The 15,836-nt window shown below is 71.7% G+C and carries 19 protein-coding genes and 1 tRNA gene; 6 read left to right on the top strand and 14 right to left on the bottom strand.

Annotated features, from left to right (window positions below; translation table 11 throughout):
• Positions 1–10: 10 nt before the first annotated feature.
• Positions 11–1,348, bottom strand: a complete 1,338-nt coding sequence (shiA, locus tag L3X23_RS11170; RefSeq protein ID WP_237192149.1) for a shikimate transporter — start codon at positions 1,346–1,348, stop codon at positions 11–13.
• A gap of 161 nt (positions 1,349–1,509) precedes the next feature.
• Here shiA and L3X23_RS11165 point away from each other — a divergent pair, with 161 nt between their 5' ends.
• The gene (locus L3X23_RS11165) at positions 1,510–2,223 is read left to right on the top strand and encodes a GntR family transcriptional regulator (protein WP_237192148.1); all 714 of its coding nucleotides are present in this window, start codon (positions 1,510–1,512) and stop codon (positions 2,221–2,223) included.
• Between the two features lie 97 nt (positions 2,224–2,320).
• Here the strand turns inward: L3X23_RS11165 and L3X23_RS11160 are convergent, their stop codons facing one another.
• Together L3X23_RS11160 and L3X23_RS11155 are read right to left on the bottom strand one after the other, a co-directional pair.
• On the bottom strand, positions 2,321–2,806 hold the full coding sequence (locus tag L3X23_RS11160; protein ID WP_237192147.1) for a VOC family protein: 486 nt from the start codon (positions 2,804–2,806) through the stop codon (positions 2,321–2,323).
• A 53-nt stretch (positions 2,807–2,859) separates the two neighbouring features.
• Positions 2,860–4,014: an NAD(P)/FAD-dependent oxidoreductase gene (locus L3X23_RS11155; protein WP_237192146.1), complete on the bottom strand. Its 1,155-nt coding sequence runs from the start codon at positions 4,012–4,014 to the stop codon at positions 2,860–2,862.
• A gap of 92 nt (positions 4,015–4,106) precedes the next feature.
• Between L3X23_RS11155 and L3X23_RS11150 the strand changes: the two genes are divergently transcribed.
• On the top strand, positions 4,107–4,697 hold the full coding sequence (locus L3X23_RS11150) for a TetR family transcriptional regulator (RefSeq protein WP_237192145.1): 591 nt from the start codon (positions 4,107–4,109) through the stop codon (positions 4,695–4,697).
• A 44-nt stretch (positions 4,698–4,741) separates the two neighbouring features.
• Complete coding sequence (locus tag L3X23_RS11145) at positions 4,742–5,338, top strand: TetR family transcriptional regulator (protein ID WP_237192144.1); 597 nt, start codon at positions 4,742–4,744, stop codon at positions 5,336–5,338.
• A gap of 1 nt (position 5,339) precedes the next feature.
• On the opposite strand, the gene L3X23_RS11140 is transcribed toward L3X23_RS11145, so the two are convergent.
• Positions 5,340–6,632: an FAD-binding oxidoreductase gene (locus tag L3X23_RS11140; protein ID WP_237192143.1), complete on the bottom strand. Its 1,293-nt coding sequence runs from the start codon at positions 6,630–6,632 to the stop codon at positions 5,340–5,342.
• Complete coding sequence (locus L3X23_RS11135) at positions 6,629–7,369, bottom strand: SDR family oxidoreductase (RefSeq protein ID WP_237192142.1); 741 nt, start codon at positions 7,367–7,369, stop codon at positions 6,629–6,631. The genes L3X23_RS11140 and L3X23_RS11135 overlap by 4 nt, the downstream gene beginning before the upstream one ends.
• Before the next feature lie 202 nt (positions 7,370–7,571).
• Here L3X23_RS11135 and L3X23_RS11130 point away from each other — a divergent pair, with 202 nt between their 5' ends.
• From L3X23_RS11130 to L3X23_RS11120, 3 genes are all read left to right on the top strand, one after another.
• Entirely contained in the window at positions 7,572–8,012 is a 441-nt protein-coding gene (locus L3X23_RS11130; protein WP_237192141.1) for a MarR family winged helix-turn-helix transcriptional regulator, read from the top strand.
• Between the two features lie 64 nt (positions 8,013–8,076).
• The gene (locus tag L3X23_RS11125) at positions 8,077–8,964 is read left to right on the top strand and encodes an SDR family oxidoreductase (RefSeq protein WP_237192140.1); all 888 of its coding nucleotides are present in this window, start codon (positions 8,077–8,079) and stop codon (positions 8,962–8,964) included.
• A gap of 197 nt (positions 8,965–9,161) precedes the next feature.
• The gene (locus L3X23_RS11120) at positions 9,162–9,740 is read left to right on the top strand and encodes a Pr6Pr family membrane protein (protein WP_237192139.1); all 579 of its coding nucleotides are present in this window, start codon (positions 9,162–9,164) and stop codon (positions 9,738–9,740) included.
• A 13-nt stretch (positions 9,741–9,753) separates the two neighbouring features.
• On the opposite strand, the gene L3X23_RS36585 is transcribed toward L3X23_RS11120, so the two are convergent.
• The 9 genes from L3X23_RS36585 to L3X23_RS11080 all read right to left on the bottom strand — a co-directional run bounded on the left by L3X23_RS36585 (position 9,754) and on the right by L3X23_RS11080 (position 15,742).
• On the bottom strand, positions 9,754–10,071 hold the full coding sequence (locus L3X23_RS36585; protein WP_374204985.1) for a CPBP family intramembrane glutamic endopeptidase: 318 nt from the start codon (positions 10,069–10,071) through the stop codon (positions 9,754–9,756).
• A 12-nt stretch (positions 10,072–10,083) separates the two neighbouring features.
• Positions 10,084–10,530, bottom strand: a complete 447-nt coding sequence (locus L3X23_RS11115; RefSeq protein ID WP_237192138.1) for a hypothetical protein — start codon at positions 10,528–10,530, stop codon at positions 10,084–10,086.
• An 87-nt stretch (positions 10,531–10,617) separates the two neighbouring features.
• On the bottom strand, positions 10,618–11,238 hold the full coding sequence (locus L3X23_RS11110; protein ID WP_237192137.1) for a response regulator transcription factor: 621 nt from the start codon (positions 11,236–11,238) through the stop codon (positions 10,618–10,620).
• A complete protein-coding gene (locus L3X23_RS11105; protein WP_237192136.1) occupies positions 11,232–12,374 on the bottom strand; it encodes a GAF domain-containing protein in 1,143 nt (380 codons plus the stop codon). Before L3X23_RS11105 ends, L3X23_RS11110 begins: the two co-directional genes overlap by 7 nt.
• Before the next feature lie 4 nt (positions 12,375–12,378).
• Positions 12,379–13,932 carry a class I adenylate-forming enzyme family protein gene (locus L3X23_RS11100; protein WP_237192135.1) on the bottom strand — a complete coding sequence of 518 codons (1,554 nt, stop codon included), beginning with the start codon at positions 13,930–13,932 and terminating at the stop codon, positions 12,379–12,381.
• Positions 13,933–13,979: 47 nt separating this feature from the next.
• Positions 13,980–14,150: a hypothetical protein gene (locus tag L3X23_RS36105; protein WP_308116893.1), complete on the bottom strand. Its 171-nt coding sequence runs from the start codon at positions 14,148–14,150 to the stop codon at positions 13,980–13,982.
• A gap of 26 nt (positions 14,151–14,176) precedes the next feature.
• Entirely contained in the window at positions 14,177–14,773 is a 597-nt protein-coding gene (locus tag L3X23_RS11090) for a serine hydrolase (protein WP_237192134.1), read from the bottom strand.
• 38 nt (positions 14,774–14,811) lie between these two features.
• On the bottom strand, positions 14,812–15,273 hold the full coding sequence (locus L3X23_RS11085; protein WP_237197999.1) for a tyrosine-type recombinase/integrase: 462 nt from the start codon (positions 15,271–15,273) through the stop codon (positions 14,812–14,814).
• Between the two features lie 393 nt (positions 15,274–15,666).
• Positions 15,667–15,742, bottom strand: a tRNA-Leu gene (locus tag L3X23_RS11080).
• Positions 15,743–15,836: the final 94 nt, after the last annotated feature.

Below are 15,836 nucleotides of genomic sequence, written 5' to 3'. Positions count from 1 at the left end.
AGGTCGGGGATCAGACGGTGGTCGTGGCGGGGCTGGTCGCGGCGGCCTTCGCGGGCTGCTCGAGCCGCCACGCCAGCACGGCGGAGATCAGGCAGCCCACGGCCATGTAGGTGGCCACGAGGTACCAGGAGCCGCCGGTGGCGGCGGCGAGCGCGGCGGCGATGAACGGGGTGAAGCCGCCTGCGATCGCACTGGCGAACTGGTAGCCCACACCCGCCCCGCTGTAGCGGAACTCGGCCCCGAACATCTCGCTGAACAGGGGCTGTTGCACGCTGACGGCCATGTCGTGGGCGATGTTGAACAGCACGATCGCGCCGACCATCACGGCGACCTTGGACCCGCTCTCGATGGCGAGGAAGAACGGCGCGGCGCCGAGGACGCCCGCGATGGAGCCGATCAGATAGATGTTCCGGCGCCCGTAGCGGTCGGAGAGGTAGGCGAACAGCGGGATGGTGACGATCCCCAGGGCGCCGACGACGAGCCCGACGTTGAGCATGAAGTCACGGGTGAACAGCCCGTCCACGGTGGCGTAGCTGACCGCGAAGGTGATCACGATGTAGGCCGAGAACAGCTCGACGAGGCGCAGGCCGAAGATCTTCGCGAAGGCGCCCGGGTGGTTGCGCAGGGCCTCGAGGAGAGGCATCCGCCGGCGTCCGGTCGCCCGCTGCTCGGCGGCCTCGACCCGCTTGGTGACCTCCTCGGAGTCCACCACCCGGGCCCGCACGACGAGTCCGACCAGCACCAACAGGACGCTCGCGACGAACGGCACCCGCCAGCCCCACGTCGCGAACTGCTCCTCGGTGGTGACCGCCCGCATGATCAGGATGAACGAGGTGGCGATGATCAGTCCGACGGAGTACCCGACCTGGACGCCCGAGCTGTAGAGGGCGCGACGGCCGGGCGGAGCGCTCTCCACCGCCATCAGGGTCGCCCCGCCCCATTCGCCGCCGACGGCGAATCCCTGGATCGCGCGCAGGACCACCAGGAGGAAGGGCGCCCACCAGCCGATGGTCGCGTAGTCCGGCAGCAGCCCGATGAGGGTGGTGGCGCCGCCCATCAGGATCATTGTGAGCACGAGCATCTGCTTGCGCCCGATGCGGTCACCGAAGTGCCCGAACACGATCCCGCCCAGCGGGCGGAACAGGAAGCCCACGCCGAACGTGGCGAACGCGGCGAGCGTGCCGATCGCCGGGCTGACGTTCGGGAAGAACTCGGAGTTGAAGACCAGCGCGGCGACCAGCCCGTAGAGGATGAAGTCGTACCAGTCGATCACGGCGCCCGCGAAGCTGCCGAGGGCGGCCCGGCGGGCCTTGCGGTTGTCCTCCGCGGTGAAGGTCGTGGCGTCCATTGCCCCATCCCATCGTCGGCGCCCCACCGTCGGTGGTGGGGCAGGGGTGACCCGGGAGCCGCTGTGCTCCGCTCGGTCGCTGGAACTCTAGATGCGCGTTAACTGGGATACAAGATAGGGATGCAAGAATGTCGGTACACCGTCAGGAAGGGGTCTCGCCGATGGCCGCACCCGCCGCCAGGGCATCGCTCGCCACGGCCGTCGCCGACCGGCTGCGCGAGGCCATCATGGACGGAGCCTTCGAGCTGGGTGAGTCCCTGTCCGAGGACGCGCTGTCCACGGCCTTCGGCGTGTCCCGCACCCCGGTTCGGGAGGCGCTCAAGGAGTTGCGCGGGCAGGGCCTGGTCGAGATCCGCCCCAAGTCCGGCACGTACATCTTCCGCCCCGGCGAGGACCAGATTCGCGAGCTGTGCGAGTGCAGGCTGCGGTTGGAGATCGCGGGGGCGGAACTCGCCCTGGTGCGAGACGGCGCGGCGGTGTCCGCGGCGCTGCACGACCGCCTCGCCCCGATGGAGACGGCGCTCGCTGCGGGCGACCTCCTCCGCTACAACCGGCTCGACGCCGCCTTCCACCTCTCCTTCCTGGACTGGTGCGGCAACCGCTACCTGGCAGGCGCGTACGACCAGATGTTCGCGCAGATCTCCGCGGTGCGGGTGCATCTGTCCGCCCGTACCGCCGGAGCGTTCGAGGCCTCGATGCGGGAGCATCGGCAGATCGCCGAGCTGGCGGCCGCGGGGGACGTCCCGGGGCTCACGACGGTCCTCACGGCCCACGTCGAGCGGGCCCAACGGGGCTACGCGGGCGCGCTGCAGGAGCTGGAGCGGGCTTCGCAGCTCACCAGACCCCAGCGTCTGCGCAGGAAGCTCTCCCTCTGAGAATCCGAGCGCTGCACGGCCCCGTGTCGGCGAGCGTCGTCGCCGACGCCGTCGCAGCCCCGACCTCCGCGACGGCCGACCGGTGACCGTCCGATGGTCAGGTCCCGGTGCCTCGCATCAGCGAGGTGGACAGGGCCGGGTGGTGGATGTCCGCGTTCTCGGAGTCCATCGGCACGCCGTCGAACCCGCCAGGGGGGTCGGTGTAGAGCCGCAGCACCAGGCCGTCGGGCGTGGTGAGGCCGAGGACCTGGCCGATGTAGCCGGTGACCTTCCCGCTGTGCGGGACGCCGAGCCCGTCGAGGTGGGCCACCCACGCGTCCAGCGCGGCCTCGTCGGCCACGCCGAACGTGACCGGGTCGTAGCCCGCGGTCGCGACGGCGGCCTCGGGCGCGTGGCGTAGCTCGACGGGCGCACCGAGACCGGGCAGGAAGACCATCACGGCGTACCGGTGGCCGTGCTCGTCGACGTGGTCGAACCGGGCGACGTGCTCGGCGCCGAGGACGCGCTCGAACCAGTCGAGACCGGCCGCGAGATCGCGGACGGGGAACTTCAGGTGGTGCACTCCGGTGACGGTCGGGGTCACGGGGGTCTCCTTCGATCGTGGCGCAGCCGGGTCGTGGGCCGGGTGCAGCGCGCTCAGGACAGCTCCGCCATGTGCAGCGCCATCCGGCGGCGGACGGGCGGGAGCTTCCCGGCCAGTGCGAACATGGCGTCCCGGACCAGCTGCGCCGGGCGGTTGCGCACGATGGAGGCGCTGGTCATGGCGTTGGTGAAGCGGACCGTCGCCTTGGCGATCGGCTTGCGTCGGGCCTCGTAGCCGTCGAGTGCGGTCTCGCCGGGGGCCCGGTCGGTGAGGAAGTCGGCGATGGTGTGGCCGAGGTCGACCGCGTCCTGGATGCCGAGGTTCATGCCCTGACCGCCTGCGGGGCTGTGGACGTGCGCCGCGTCGCCCGCCAGCAGTACCGGGCCCAGCCGGAAGGTCGAGGCGACCCGGTGGTGGACGCGGAAGCGCGAGGTCCAGGACAGCGAGCCCACCTTCGCGCCCGTCGGTCCGCGCTCGTCGAGGATGCCCTGGACGAAGGGCACGTCGATCTCGGCGGGGTCCTCGTCGACGGTGGTGAGGACGCGGCGGTGCTTCTCGGGCAGCGGGCCGCTCACCACGATGCCGGACGGGGAGAAGAAGTTCTGGACCTCGTCGAACTCCAGGGGCCACTCGTCGAGCACCGCGTCGGCGAGCACGAAGGACTGCGGGTAGTCGCCGCCCAGGAACGAGATCCCGGCCTGCTGGCGAACCCGGGAGTGGGTGCCGTCCGCGCCGATCACGAACCGGGCGCGGACCTGCTCGACGCCGTCGGGGCCGAGGACGGTCACCGTCGCACCGTCCCGGTCGGGGCGGACCTCGGTGACCTCGTAGGGCCGCAGGACGTCCCCGCCCGCGGCGCGCAGCCCCTCCAGCAGGATCCGCTCGGTCCGGTACTGCTGGATCGTCAGGATGAAGGGGTGTCGGGTGGGCAGCTCGGCGAACTCGAGCCGGGCGAGCAGCCGGTCGCGGTCCCGGAAGGAGAACCAGGGGACCCGCACGCCCTCCGCGACGAGGGTGTCGGTGACCTCCAGCTCGTCGAGCACCTCCAGGGTGCGGGCATGGATGGCGGCGGCCCGGGAGGCGTTGGCGCCCTCCGCCTGGCGGTCGAGAGTCAGCACCTCCCGACCGGCGCGACGGAGCACGGACGAGACGACGAGTCCCGTGGGACCGCCGCCCGCGACCAGGACCTCGACCTTGCTGGGCAGCATCTCGGTACCCCCACTATGAGTCAACGTTTGTTGGCCAACACATGTTGACTGTACCTGGATCGTGTCGTCGTGCAACCCGTTAGGCTCGGGTGGTGCCGACGAAGAAGCAGCGCGCGGAGCTGTCCCGCGCCGCGATCCTCACCGCGGCGCGGCGCCAGTTCGCCCGCCAGGGACTGGACCGCACGACCATCCGGTCGGTGGCCTCCGAGGCGGGCATCGACCCGTCGATGGTGATGCGCTACTACGGGAACAAGGCCGACCTGTTCCGGGCGGCCACCGACATCGACCTCGCGCTGCCCGACCTGGCCGCCGTGCCTCCGGCCCGGCGGGGTGAGCTCGCGGTGCGGCACTTCCTCTCGCTCTGGGAGAACGCGGAGACCGAGGACCCGCTGCGGATGCTGCTCGCGAGCGCGGTGGACAGTCCCGAGGCGGCCGCCCGGGTCCAGGAGGTGATCGAGAACGGCCTGGCCCGCGTGGTGGCGGCGACCGTCGACGAGGACCCGGCGGCCAGTCGGGCGCGCGCGGCCCTGGTGGCCGCCCAGATCCTCGGCCTCGCCCTCTGCCGGTACGTGCTCCGGCTGCCCGCCGCGGTGGAGATGAGCCCCGAGACCGTCGTCGCCGGGATGGGGCCGGCCGTGACCGCGGTGCTCGACCAGCCCCTTCCGACGTCGACGGGCCGGTGAGCAGCCAGCACGAGAGCGCAGGACGAGGACACGGAGGAACGACGATGAGCGGGGCCGAGGAGGCGGTCGGGCCCCCGCGGCGGGTCCGCGACCCCGCCGCCAGGCGGGCGGCGATCCTGGCGGCCGCCGCGAGCGTGTTCGCCGAACGCGGCTACCCGGGCACCACGATGCGGGAGGTCGCCCGACGGGCGGGCGTCACCCACGGGCTGATCACCCTGCACTTCGGGTCGAAGGAGAAGCTCTTCCTCGCCGCGGTCCCCGGCACCAGGGAGCTTCCGGGCTTCACGGAGGGGCCCACGGCCGAGCTCCCGCACCGCATCGCCACCTCGTTCGTCGCGCGGATGGAACAGGGCGGCGCGCCTGATCCGTTGATCGCCCTGGTCCGGGCCGCGGCGTCGGACCAGGCCGCGGCGAAGCGGCTGCTCGCGGCCATCCAGGAGTTCAGCGTCGAGCCCTACGGTGCCGTGCTCGACGTGCCGGACGTCCCCGAGCGGGTCGCTCTGGTCGGAGCGCACCTGATGGGGCTGACGATGAGCCGCTACGTGCTGAGGGTCGGCCCGCTCGCCGCGATGTCCCCCGAGGACCTCGTCGCCCGGCTGACCGCGTCTTTGCGGACGATCCTGCTGGGCCCCGTCGGTTGAGTCACGCCGGGAGGAGCGCGAAGTTCCGGTCGAAGAGGTTCGCCGGGTCGTAGCGGGCCTTCAGGCTGCGTAGGCGCTCCAGCACCGCGCCCGGGAAGGCGTCGCGGAGCTGCTGTTCGCCGACCCGGGTCTCGAAGCTGAGGTAGAGGCCGTCGGCGTGCGCGGCGACGTCGGGCCAGCGGGCGTCGAGCTCCGGTGCCCGGTCGGGTGTGGTCGCGGCCATCAGCGAGAAGTTCTGGTGGCGGTGGGCGTAGGCCGTCGCGTCCGCGGGCAGGTCGTTGACCGCGCCGCCGACGCTGCGGAACTGCGCCATCGGTGCGGCGCCCGAGCGCACGAGCTCCGCGACGGCCGCGGCGGTCTCCGCGTCGAGGTGGGTGAACAGCGCGGACCGGGATTCGGCGAGCGGTTGCTGGGCGTGGTGGGGGGCGTGGTCCGCGCGCACGAGGTCCGGGTACCGGGCGCGGTGCACCTGCTGGTCGAGCGCGGGGCCCACCTCGAGGACCGGCCGAAGGTCGCGCAGCAGTGCGGAGTCGGCGTGCTCGCCCGCCGAATGCACCGTGTGGGCGCGGGCGATCGGCCCGCGGCCGGTGCCTATGACGATGAGGAAGCTCGTGACCTCCCGCGGCGCGGCCTCGACCGCGGCACCCCATCGTTCGAGCAGCCCCGCGGTGTCGCGCGCGTCGACCACGGTCTCGGCCACGGCGACCTGGTCGACGGGTTCCGCGGCCAGCTCGAACGCGGTCACCACGCCGAAGTTGGCGCCCGCCCCGCGGACGGCCCAGAGCAGGTCGGGGTTGACCCGGTCGTCGGCGCGGACCAGGGAGCCGTCGGCCAGGACGATCTCGACGGCCTGGACCCGGTCGATCGTGAGCCCCCAGCGCCGTGCGAGCAGTCCCATGCCGCCCGCGGTCGCGAGGCCGCCCACGCCGACGTCCCCGGTGTCTCCGGAGGACAGCGCCCAGCCGCGGCTGCCCAGCTCCGCCGCGACGTCCCCCCACAGCGCGCCCGGTCCCAGACGGACGAGTCGGGTGGTCTCGTCGAGCACCTCGACCTGGTGCAGCCCGGAGAGGTCGAGCAGCACGCCGTCGTTCAGGGTGGACCTTCCGCTGATGCCGTGGCCGCCGCTGCGGACGGCCAGGGGTCCGCCGCCGCGGCCTGCCCGCTCGACGACGGCGGCCACGTCCTCGCCGTCTCGCGCCAGCACGATCTCGGTCGGCGCGCCTCGGCGGGTGTAGGTGTGGCGCAACGCCTCGTAGTCCCGGTCCCCGGCGCGGACCCTGCGCGGCCCGGTCACGTCCGTGGTGGGGTGGTCGTGACGCCGGCAGCGGGCATCACCAGGTACTGGAGCGGGTCGCCGACGTGCGCCCCGGTGCCCGCCACCAGGTCCGCGGCGTGCTCGCCCAGTTGCTCGGCGGAGTACCAGCGCGGGTCGTCGATGCCCGCCGCGGCCCGCGGCCGGGTCCGGATCGGTCCGATGACCAGCTCGTACACCCGGGGGCCGCGGCCGCCGAGCTCCGCGGTCAGGGACCGGACCAGCGACTTCTTGGCCGCGTTGGTGGCGCCGACGAGGGCGGCGAAGGGGTAGGGGATCTCGGCGCTGAAGCCGCTGAGGTGGATCAGCGCGCCGCTGCGGGCGACCAGCGGGGTGACCGAACGCAGTGTCCGGAAGTGTGCCGTGAGGTTGGCGGCGATCATGTGGTCCCAGGTCGCGTCGTCGACGTCGAGCAGGCCGACTCGCCCGGGCGGGCCCCAGTCGCCGATGGTGACGACGGCGCCGTCCACCTCGGTCACCCCGTGCTCGGCCAGCTGTCGGCGCACCGCCGCCGGGTCGCCGGTGAGGTCCACCGGAACCGGCACCACGCCGTCCCCGCCGAGCGACTCGACCAGTCGGTCGAGCCGTTCGGCGCTGCGCCCGGCGGCCAGCACGGTGGCGCCACGCGTGCGCAGTGCCGCGGTCATGCCCTCGCCGATGCCCCCGGTGGCTCCGGCCACCAGGACCCGGCGACCCTCGAGGTCTCCGTTACTATCCACGTGGACAGTAACTTTCCGGGGTTCCGGGCCATTCCCGGCGCTTCATCCCGCCCAGCCGATCCCGAACCGGGCTGGCCCGAGCGTGGCGGCGAAGTGGGCGGACACGGTGGTGACGGCGACGTCCGCCTCCCGGGCCACGTCGCGCACGCCCCTCTCGGTCTCCGAGCTTGACGCCCATTGATGTATATACAACACTGGGCTCGTGACCGAAGCGCCCGCGGACGAGATCGTGCGCGACTGCCTGGCCGTACGCGTCCGACTGATCGCTCGTGCGGTCACCGCCCTGTACGACGGTGCGCTCGATCGGCACGGCCTGACCGTCGCTCAGGTCAACCTGCTCGCCGCGCTGGGCAAGGTCGGCCCGTGTCCGCCGTCGAGGCTCGGCGAGGTGCTGCAGCTGGAGCGGTCCACCGTGAGCCGGAACCTGAGGCTGCTGCAGGACCGCGGCTGGGTCGAGGCCGTCGCGTCGGACGCGAAGGGCGTGCGAGAGGTGGCGTTGACCCGCGCGGGCAGGAGCACGATCCGCTCTGTCATGCCGGAGTGGCGGCGGGCCCAACAGCGCGCCGCCCAGCTCCTGGGGGACACGGGCGTGGCGACCGTTCACGAGGTCGCGAGCGCCATGGGATATCCGCCCGAGGCGTAGCCCCGCGTGGCCGCCTGCCGGCAGCCACGCCCATTTGTTGTACCTACATCATGAGGAGGACGACATGGACGGGTACTTCCGGTCGACGGTGGTCGTGGTCACCGGCGCGTCACGCGGTATCGGCCGATCGACCGCCCTGGAGTTCGCCCGGCGAGGCGCGCACGTCGTGCTCGCCGCGCGGACGGCCGACCGGCTCGCCCACGTGGCGGACGAGGTCCGTGCCCTCGGCGCCGAGGTCCTGGCGGTGCCGACCGACGTCACCGCCCCCGACGCGGTGCGCGCGCTGGTCGCGGCGACCGTCGAGCGGTTCGGGCGGATCGACGTCCTGGTCAACAACGCCGGGATCGGCAAGGTCGGCGCGGCGGAGTCGGCCACCTTCGACGACGACGTCCACCAGACGTTGCGCGCCAGCCTCTTCGGGATGATCGACCTGACCCGCGCGGTGCTGCCGATCATGCGTCGGCAGGGTTCGGGCACGGTCGTCGGCATGTCGTCGGTGATGGGGCGCAAGGCGTTCGCGCGGTTCGGCTCGTACGCCATCGTGATGCACGCGGTCTCCGCGTTCTCCGACAGCCTCCGCCAGGAGCTGGCGGGCAGCGGAGTCCGGGTGTCGGTCATCCATCCCGCCCTCACCGCCACCGACCTGCTCAGAGACGCCGACGAAGCCGAGATGCCCCCGCCCTTCCGCCACATGACGCCGTTGTCGGCCGACGACGTCGCCCGTGCCGTGGTGAGGGCGGTCCGACGGGGGAGGCGACGTGTCGTGCTACCCCGGACCGCCTCCATGCTGCTGTTGGCGGAGGCCTGCTCGCCCCGCCTCGGGGACCTGGTCGCCACCGCCCTCACCAAGCGACCCGTGGCGAGGATGCTCGGCATGAGCCGCGGCACGACCTACCACGACGCGATCCTGAGCCGCCCGGGCCGGCGCGCCACGGCCCGGGGCTCCCGATGACGTGTCGAGTCATGAGTTGTCGTAGTCCGCCGTGGGCCACGTGAATCGGCTCGTGGTGAGGGTGAGTCGGGTCGTGCATGCTGTGTTGGCCCTCGTGGTGGTGGTCGGGCTGGCCATCCAGCTCACCCTGATCGCGACGGGTGGGGCGGACGCCAACTCCGGCGACACGGGTGCGGCGATGTCGATCGGCTCGGCTGGTGCAGCTGTTCAGCTTCTTCACGATCCAGAGCAATGTGATCGCCGGGGTCGTGGCGGCGATGCTGGCGCTCGATCCGCTCCGGGACGGCCGGGTGTGGCGGGTGGCTCGGTTGGACGCCCTGTTGGGGATCGTGATCACCGGCCTCGTGTTCGACTTCGTCCTGGCGCCGCTGGTCCACCTGACGGGCTGGGCGCTCGTCGCGACGGTCCTGTTCCACTACGTCATGCCGTGGGGGACGCTGCTCGCCTGGCTCGTGCTCGGTCCGCGGCGACGGTGGTCGTGGGTCACCGTGGTCGCGGCCTTCGTCTGGCCCGTGGCGTGGTTGGTGTACACCTTCGTCCGGGGCGCGATCGTGGGCTGGTACCCCTATCCGTTCCTCGACGCCGGCCGCCTGGGGCTCGGTCCGGCCCTGCTGAACTCCTTGCTCGTCGTCCTGGTGGCGGTGCTCCTGGCGGTCGTCTTCACCGTCGTCGACCGCAGGGTGCCCGCGGCGATCGGGACACCCGACACCTCGTCCGCGGACTCGAACAGTGGATCGCAGGACGGGAGTCGGGTGCTCCCTCAGCGGCCCCGGTGAGAATCTGCGCAGGTCAGAGTAGGGCTGCGGTGGTGGTTCCCAGGGTGATCAGGGCCCAGTCGTTGAGGACGTGGGCGCCGGTGCTGACCCAGAGGTTCTTGGTGCGGATGTAGGCGAGGGTGAGGACGAGTCGGGCGACGCCGATGATCAGCAGGGCCTGGGCGAGGTGCCAGTCGTAGGTGGGGAGGTGGATGAGCCCGAACCAGACGGCGGTGATCAGCCAGGCCAGAAGCGCGGCTCTGGTGCGGGTCAGGTGGGCGCGGCTGGTGAGGATGTGGAGCAGCGCGAGGAAGGGGAGGACCGTCAGGAGCTCTTCACCGAGTAGCTGGATCGCGACGCCGAGCTAGAGGGCGACGAGATCGAGGGGGTCGGACGCGGGGCTGGTGACGGCGGTGTTGGTCGCGGTGCTGAACAGGGTGGAGACCAGGAGGGCGACGAGCAGGGTGACCACGTAGTTGAGGGCGGCGAAGAGGATCATGAGGCCGATGTCGCGGACTGCGACCCGGCGGAAGACCGCCTTCCAGTGGGGGCCGGTGGCCCAGACCAGTGCGCCGAGCATGATCGCGGTGAACAGCGCGCGTGGGACGAGCGCGACGATGTCGTTCGGTTGTGGGATGAAGGACAGGACGAGGAACGCGGCGAGACAGGCCGCCCAGACGATGATCCACCGTCCGACGGAGACCCTGACGGGCGTGCCGTCGTAGTAGGGGAAATCGGCGTTGTCGCGGCGCTCGATGAGTCGTCCGAAGCGGTTGGTGGCGGGCCCGGTCGACCTCGGCTGAGCGTTCATGAGCTGTCCCGTCTCGAGGGGTGCGCGCCCGACTCGGCACTCGGCGTAGGACGAACTCTGCCGCGGTGGGCGACCTCGACCGCCGGATCAGAGTATGCCGAGGGTCCGAGCACGGGTGATGACCTGCGCGCGGTTGCGCGCCGCGAGTTTGCGCATGGCGGTGGCCAGATAGGCCTTCACGGTATTCGGGGACAGGTAGAGCTGCGCGGCGATCTCGGAGTTGGTGAGGCCGGTGGCGACGAGCCGGATGATGTCGTATTCGCGGGCGGAGACGAGCCCGCTGCAGCGTTGCGCCGGATCCCCGCCGTCGCCTCCGGCGGGTCGGTACCGGCCGGTTCTGGCGACGTCGCGGATGGCGGCGGCGAGAGCGGCCACGGAGGCGTCCTTGACGACGAGCCCTGCAGCTCCGGCGGCGAGGGTGGGGCCGACGCTGATGTGCTCGGGGAACGCGGTGAACAGGAGGACCCGGGTGTCGGGTGAGGTGGCGCGTATCAGCGAGATGATGTCGGGAGCGGGCCGGTCCGGAAGGCGGACGTCGAGTACGACGACGTCGGGGGAGAGCCGCGTCGTCTCGACCACGGCTTGCTCGCCGGAGCAGGCGACGCCGACGACGCGGATGTCCTCGTGGCCACGGAGCTGGGCTGCGACGCCGTCGCAGACGACGGGATGGTCGTCGACGATCAGGACGTCGACGATGTCGGTCAGCACGGCAGCTCGATCCGCCACGTCGTCCCGCCGTCCGGGTCGCCTGCCAGGGTGAGCAGCCCGCCGACTCGGCCGACGGCGTCGGCAGTGGTGGCCAGCCCGATCCCTTGTGGACAGTCGGGCGCCATGCCGACGCCGTCGTCGGTGACGGCGATGACGAGCCGCTCCGGGGTACGGCGGCAGACGGTGACGACGACGCCGTGCGCACCGGCGTGTTTCTCGACGTTGTGCAGGGCCTCGCGCACCGCGGTGACGGCGATGTCGCGTCGGGTGGGGTCGAGGGCCAGGTTGTCGTCGAGCATGACGAGCTCGGCGGGGGTGCCGGTGCGTTCGGTGAATGCGGTGCAGTCGGCGCGCAACGCGACGGCGAGCTCGAGGGCGGTGGGTGAGGCCCGCAGGGTGCGCATCGAGTCGCGGAGCGCGGTCGATGCTTCCACCGCCTGGCCCCGGAGCTGTTCGAGGCGGGCCCGCAGGACGGGATCGGCGCTCGAGGACTCGACGAGGCCTGCCATGCCGGACCCGATGGCGAACAGCAGGGCTCCGACGCTGTCGTGCAGCTCGGCGGCCAGGCGAGAGCGCTCGGCGTGCACGGCCGCCTCACGTGCGGCCCGGGCCCGATCGGCGACCTCGACCGCGCGCGCGATCTCGTCGGCGATCGTGCCGGCGTGCTGCGCAGCGACGGAGCCGAAGGCACCGTCGCTGCGCACACCGACCGCGAGCACGCCGAGCGTCCGACCGTCGGCGACGACCGGCACGGCGAGCAGCCTCCGTATGCCCTCGTCGGCGATCTGAGTGTCGAAGGTGTGGGTGATCCTTGCCGTGGCGAAGTAGTCGTCCACCCATTCCGTGCGGCCGAGGCCGAAGACCTTCCCGGTCAGGCCGTGCCCGGGTGGGATCTGGAGGGCCCGCAGCGCGGGAGTGCGGTGGCCGTCGAGGTGGCGAAGCACGGCGCCGCCGTGCGGGTCGTCGTGGTCGAGCTCCGCGATCCAGGCGACGTCACCCAGCGTGCGCGTGACGACGTCGACACATGCCTGCCACGCCCGGTCCCGGTCGACGAAGGCCGCCAGACCCGCGTGCTCTCGGACGAGGCCACGCAGCGCGGCGTCCCGCTCGGGGTGGGGGATCGCCGATGGAGACACTCTGCTAGTCAACCGCGGTGCCGACCGCGCTGTCGACATCGAACCCCTTGATCAGCTCGCGGCGCATGATCTTTCCCGTGGAGGTGGCGGGCAGCGCGTCGACGAACTGCACCAGACGGGGGACCTTGTAGGCGGCGAGGTGCTCGCGCGCGTAGGCGATCAACTCGGCGCCGGTCGTGGTGTCTCCGTCCGTGCGGACCACGTACGCGCAGGCCAGCTCACCCTTCACCGGGTCGGGCACGGGCCCGGCGGCGACCATCGCCACGCCGGGATGTCCGGCGAGGACCCGTTCGATCTCCGCGGGGTAGACGTTGTACCCGGCGGTAATGATCATGTCCTTGCGTCGATCGACGACGAAGACGTAGCCGGCGTCGTCCATGGTGGCGACGTCGCCGGTGTGCAGCCAGCCGTCGGGCTCGAGCACCTCGGCGGTGGCCTCGGGACGACCGTGGTAGCCGAGCATGACGACCGGCCCACGGATCATGAGCTCTCCCGGCTCGCCCACGGGGGCGTCCCGGGTGGCGTCGGCCAGGTCGGCGATGCGCACCTGTACGCCGGGCAGGGAGACCCCGATGGACCCCGGCCGCGGCGGTGCGTGCAGGGGGTGGGTGGTGCCGAGCCCGGAGATCTCCGTCATGCCCCACAGCTCGATCAGCGGCGCCCCGGACCGCCGCTCCCAGCGTTCCACGGTGGAGACCGGGATGGTCTGGCCGCCGACCGTGCAGCGGGTCAGCGACGACAGGTCCGCGTCGGCGAGATCGGGGTGGGCGAGCAGCATCGCGTACATCGCCGGGACACCTTCGAACAGGGTCGCGCGGTGCTCGGCGATCAGCCGCAGGGTCTGTGCCGGGTCGAACCTCGGCATCAGCACGACCGTGCCGCCGACGAGGAACGTCCCGTTGATCACGACGTTGCCGTAGACGTGTGGCGCCGGCAGCGCGGTGACCACGACGTCGTCGGCGCTGCGGCCGTGCATGGTGGCGGTCGCCGCGCAGTTCCACAGCACTGCGCGGTGGCTCTGCACCGCGCCCTTCGGATGCCCGGTGGTGCCCGAGGTGTAGCCGATCGTGCACGGCTGAGCGGGATCCGGCTCCACCTGCGGCACCGGGCCGGTCGAGTCCAGCAGGGCCGCGAACGCGACCACGTCGTCCCTCGTCTCGGGCAGGTCTCCGAACGCGACCACGCTGTGCAGATCGGGTAGGTCCGCAGTCAGCTCGGCCACCCGGCCCGCCTGGTCGGCGGTGGTGAGGACCGCGGCCGCGCCGCAGTCGCGCAGCACGAACGCCAGCTCCTCAGCGGTCAGCATCACGTTGACCGGGTTCACCACCGCCCCGGCCTTGAGAGCGCCGTGATAGGCCACCACCCACTCCCAGCTGTTCGGCGCGTAGAGCGACACCGGCCTGCCGGGGCGGACACCGCGCTCGGTGAGCCCCGCCGCGACCCGATCGCTGAGCTCGTCGAGCTCGACGAAGGTCAGGCGGCGGTCGGGGGTCACGAGCGCGGTCTTCTCGCCGAACCGGCGGGCCAGCCCGGGCAGGATCTCTCCAGGTCCGTTCATGGTCGGGTCCTTCCCCGGCCCGGTCGCCCGTGGCCGGTCTCGGCGGCCTACAGACCGGCGTACAGGGCCTTCTCGAACGCGGCGTAGAGCGCCATCGACTCGGGGGTGACGAACGGAAGGAACTGGCTGTAGATCGCCCCGGTCACACCGGTGGTCGGATCGACCCAGAAGTGCGAGTTGCACAGCCCCGCCCACGAGCCGCTGTAGGGTGCGCGCATACCCGGTTCCTGCAGGATGTTCAGCATCAGTCCGAGACCCCAGGTGCGTCCCGGCCCGGTGGGGAAGTCGGTCCGGAGACGGTCTCCAGGATCCGGCCCAACCAGTCCGTGCTGTGCCCGTACTCGATCCTCGTTCCCGGGTCGGCGACGAGCGGTGCCGTGAACGAGCGGGCGTCTCCGGCCAGCACGTTCGGCACCCCGGTGGCCTCTTCCCACGCCGCCAGGTCGGCGCTCCAGAACCAGTACCCCAGCCCGGAGGTGTGCGTGGCCAGCCGGCGAACCGTCGGGCGCGACGCAGGCGGGCGCAGCTTCGGGACATCCCCGTCGACGCCCTCCAGCACCATCAGCTCGTCGAACTCCGGACGATAGTCCGCGACCGGGGCGTCAAGATCGACCCGGCCCTGCTCGACCAGCCTCAGTACCGCCACCGTCGTGATCATCTTTGTCATCGATGCCAACCTGAACGACGTGTCAGGCCCCGCTGCGTCGTCCGATCCTGCCGCCCGCGGCCCGGCCCCGCCCTCGTAGACGATGCCGTTGCGGTCCGCCGCGACGGCGACCGCGTTCGGGACGTCACCCCGGTCGACGGCGGCCTTCAGCAACTCGTCGATTCCCGCCTTCATCTGCACTCCCTCGTGTCGAATCGGCGTTTCGCCGGTAGTCAAGTCTCGACGTATCGAGCTCCGCTACACCCGAATGGGCGTTGGACCAGACGCGGAGAGGACGCGGTGTGGAGGCAGGTGCGAGCCCCTCGGAGGTCGTCCCACCTCGGCATGCGTGCGGCGGCGACCTCCGCGGCTTTGCGGTCGGAGGCCGCGACCCATGCTGCGTAGACCTCGAGGGTCGTCGCGCCGCCTGCGCCGTGGCCGAGGCGGCCGGCGACGGTCCGCAGGTCGACGCCTGCGGTCAGGAGCTCGGTGGCGGAGTAGTGGCACAGGTTGTGGATGTGGGTGTCGATGCCTGCTCGTTCGGCCATGCGCTTGCAGCGCTGGGTGACGGCGTTGGGGGAGTAGGGCTGGGAGTGGTCCGGTGTCTTGAGGCCGAAGGCGAAGGTCTGGTCGGTGAGCGTGGTGCCGAGTGTTCGCAGTCGTTCGGCGACTCGTTCGCGGTGTTCTCGGAGCAGGGTGACGGTCTCGGAGTCGAGGGAGATGCGGCGGGCCTGGTGGGTCTTGGTGTCCTCTCGCGGCCGCGGACCCAGGTGCGGCGGATTGGGAGGTGTGGCGGGTGCTCTCCTCGAGTGAGCTCCTTTGCGGCCCTTCTCACTGCCTCCGCGTCGGTCCCCGGGACCGTGATGGTGGGTGTCGAGCGCCTCCCGGTGACGGGATCCTCGCCCGCGGAGACCCGTACTTGAAGGGTGTTGCCGCGCACGCGGATCGAACCGCGGGTGCGGCTGTCCTGGGAGCTGCTCCTCACCACGAGGGCGACGCTAGCCGGCGCTCGTTCGCGAGTTCGTGGACAGATTCGTGGACAGCAGGCTGCGTTGCGATCGTGAACCCGGCGTCGCCGCAGGTGGGTGTGGTGCCCCCGGTCAGATTCGAACTGACACTGGACGGATTTTGAGTCCGCTGCCTCTGCCGTTGGGCTACGGGGGCCCGTGAACTGCTGTGTTCTACCTCGCGTCGGCGCGAATCACACGACGCCGGCAACCAGGGCGCAACCCTATCGCCGGTACCCTGGTGGCTCGCG

Origin of the sequence: Pseudonocardia sp. WMMC193, assembly GCF_021728735.1 — a bacterium.
Taxonomy (GTDB): Bacteria; Actinomycetota; Actinomycetes; order Mycobacteriales; family Pseudonocardiaceae; genus Pseudonocardia; species Pseudonocardia oroxyli.
This window is presented reverse-complemented; position numbering and strand designations above follow the sequence as displayed.

Excerpts from the sequence above, each read along its gene's own strand:
- L3X23_RS11155 (WP_237192146.1), bottom strand. The coding sequence starts at position 4,014 with ATGCTGCCCAGCAAGGTCGAGGTCCTGGTCGCGGGCGGCGGTCCCACG.
- L3X23_RS11165 (WP_237192148.1), top strand. The coding sequence starts at position 1,510 with ATGGCCGCACCCGCCGCCAGGGCATCGCTCGCCACGGCCGTCGCCGAC.
- L3X23_RS11145 (WP_237192144.1), top strand. The coding sequence starts at position 4,742 with ATGAGCGGGGCCGAGGAGGCGGTCGGGCCCCCGCGGCGGGTCCGCGAC.
- shiA (WP_237192149.1), bottom strand. The coding sequence starts at position 1,348 with ATGGACGCCACGACCTTCACCGCGGAGGACAACCGCAAGGCCCGCCGG.
- L3X23_RS11090 (WP_237192134.1), bottom strand. The coding sequence starts at position 14,773 with ATGAAGGCGGGAATCGACGAGTTGCTGAAGGCCGCCGTCGACCGGGGT.
- L3X23_RS36105 (WP_308116893.1), bottom strand. The coding sequence starts at position 14,150 with ATGCGCGCACCCTACAGCGGCTCGTGGGCGGGGCTGTGCAACTCGCAC.
- L3X23_RS11100 (WP_237192135.1), bottom strand. The coding sequence starts at position 13,932 with ATGAACGGACCTGGAGAGATCCTGCCCGGGCTGGCCCGCCGGTTCGGC.
- L3X23_RS11125 (WP_237192140.1), top strand. The coding sequence starts at position 8,077 with ATGGACGGGTACTTCCGGTCGACGGTGGTCGTGGTCACCGGCGCGTCA.
- L3X23_RS11115 (WP_237192138.1), bottom strand. The coding sequence starts at position 10,530 with ATGAACGCTCAGCCGAGGTCGACCGGGCCCGCCACCAACCGCTTCGGA.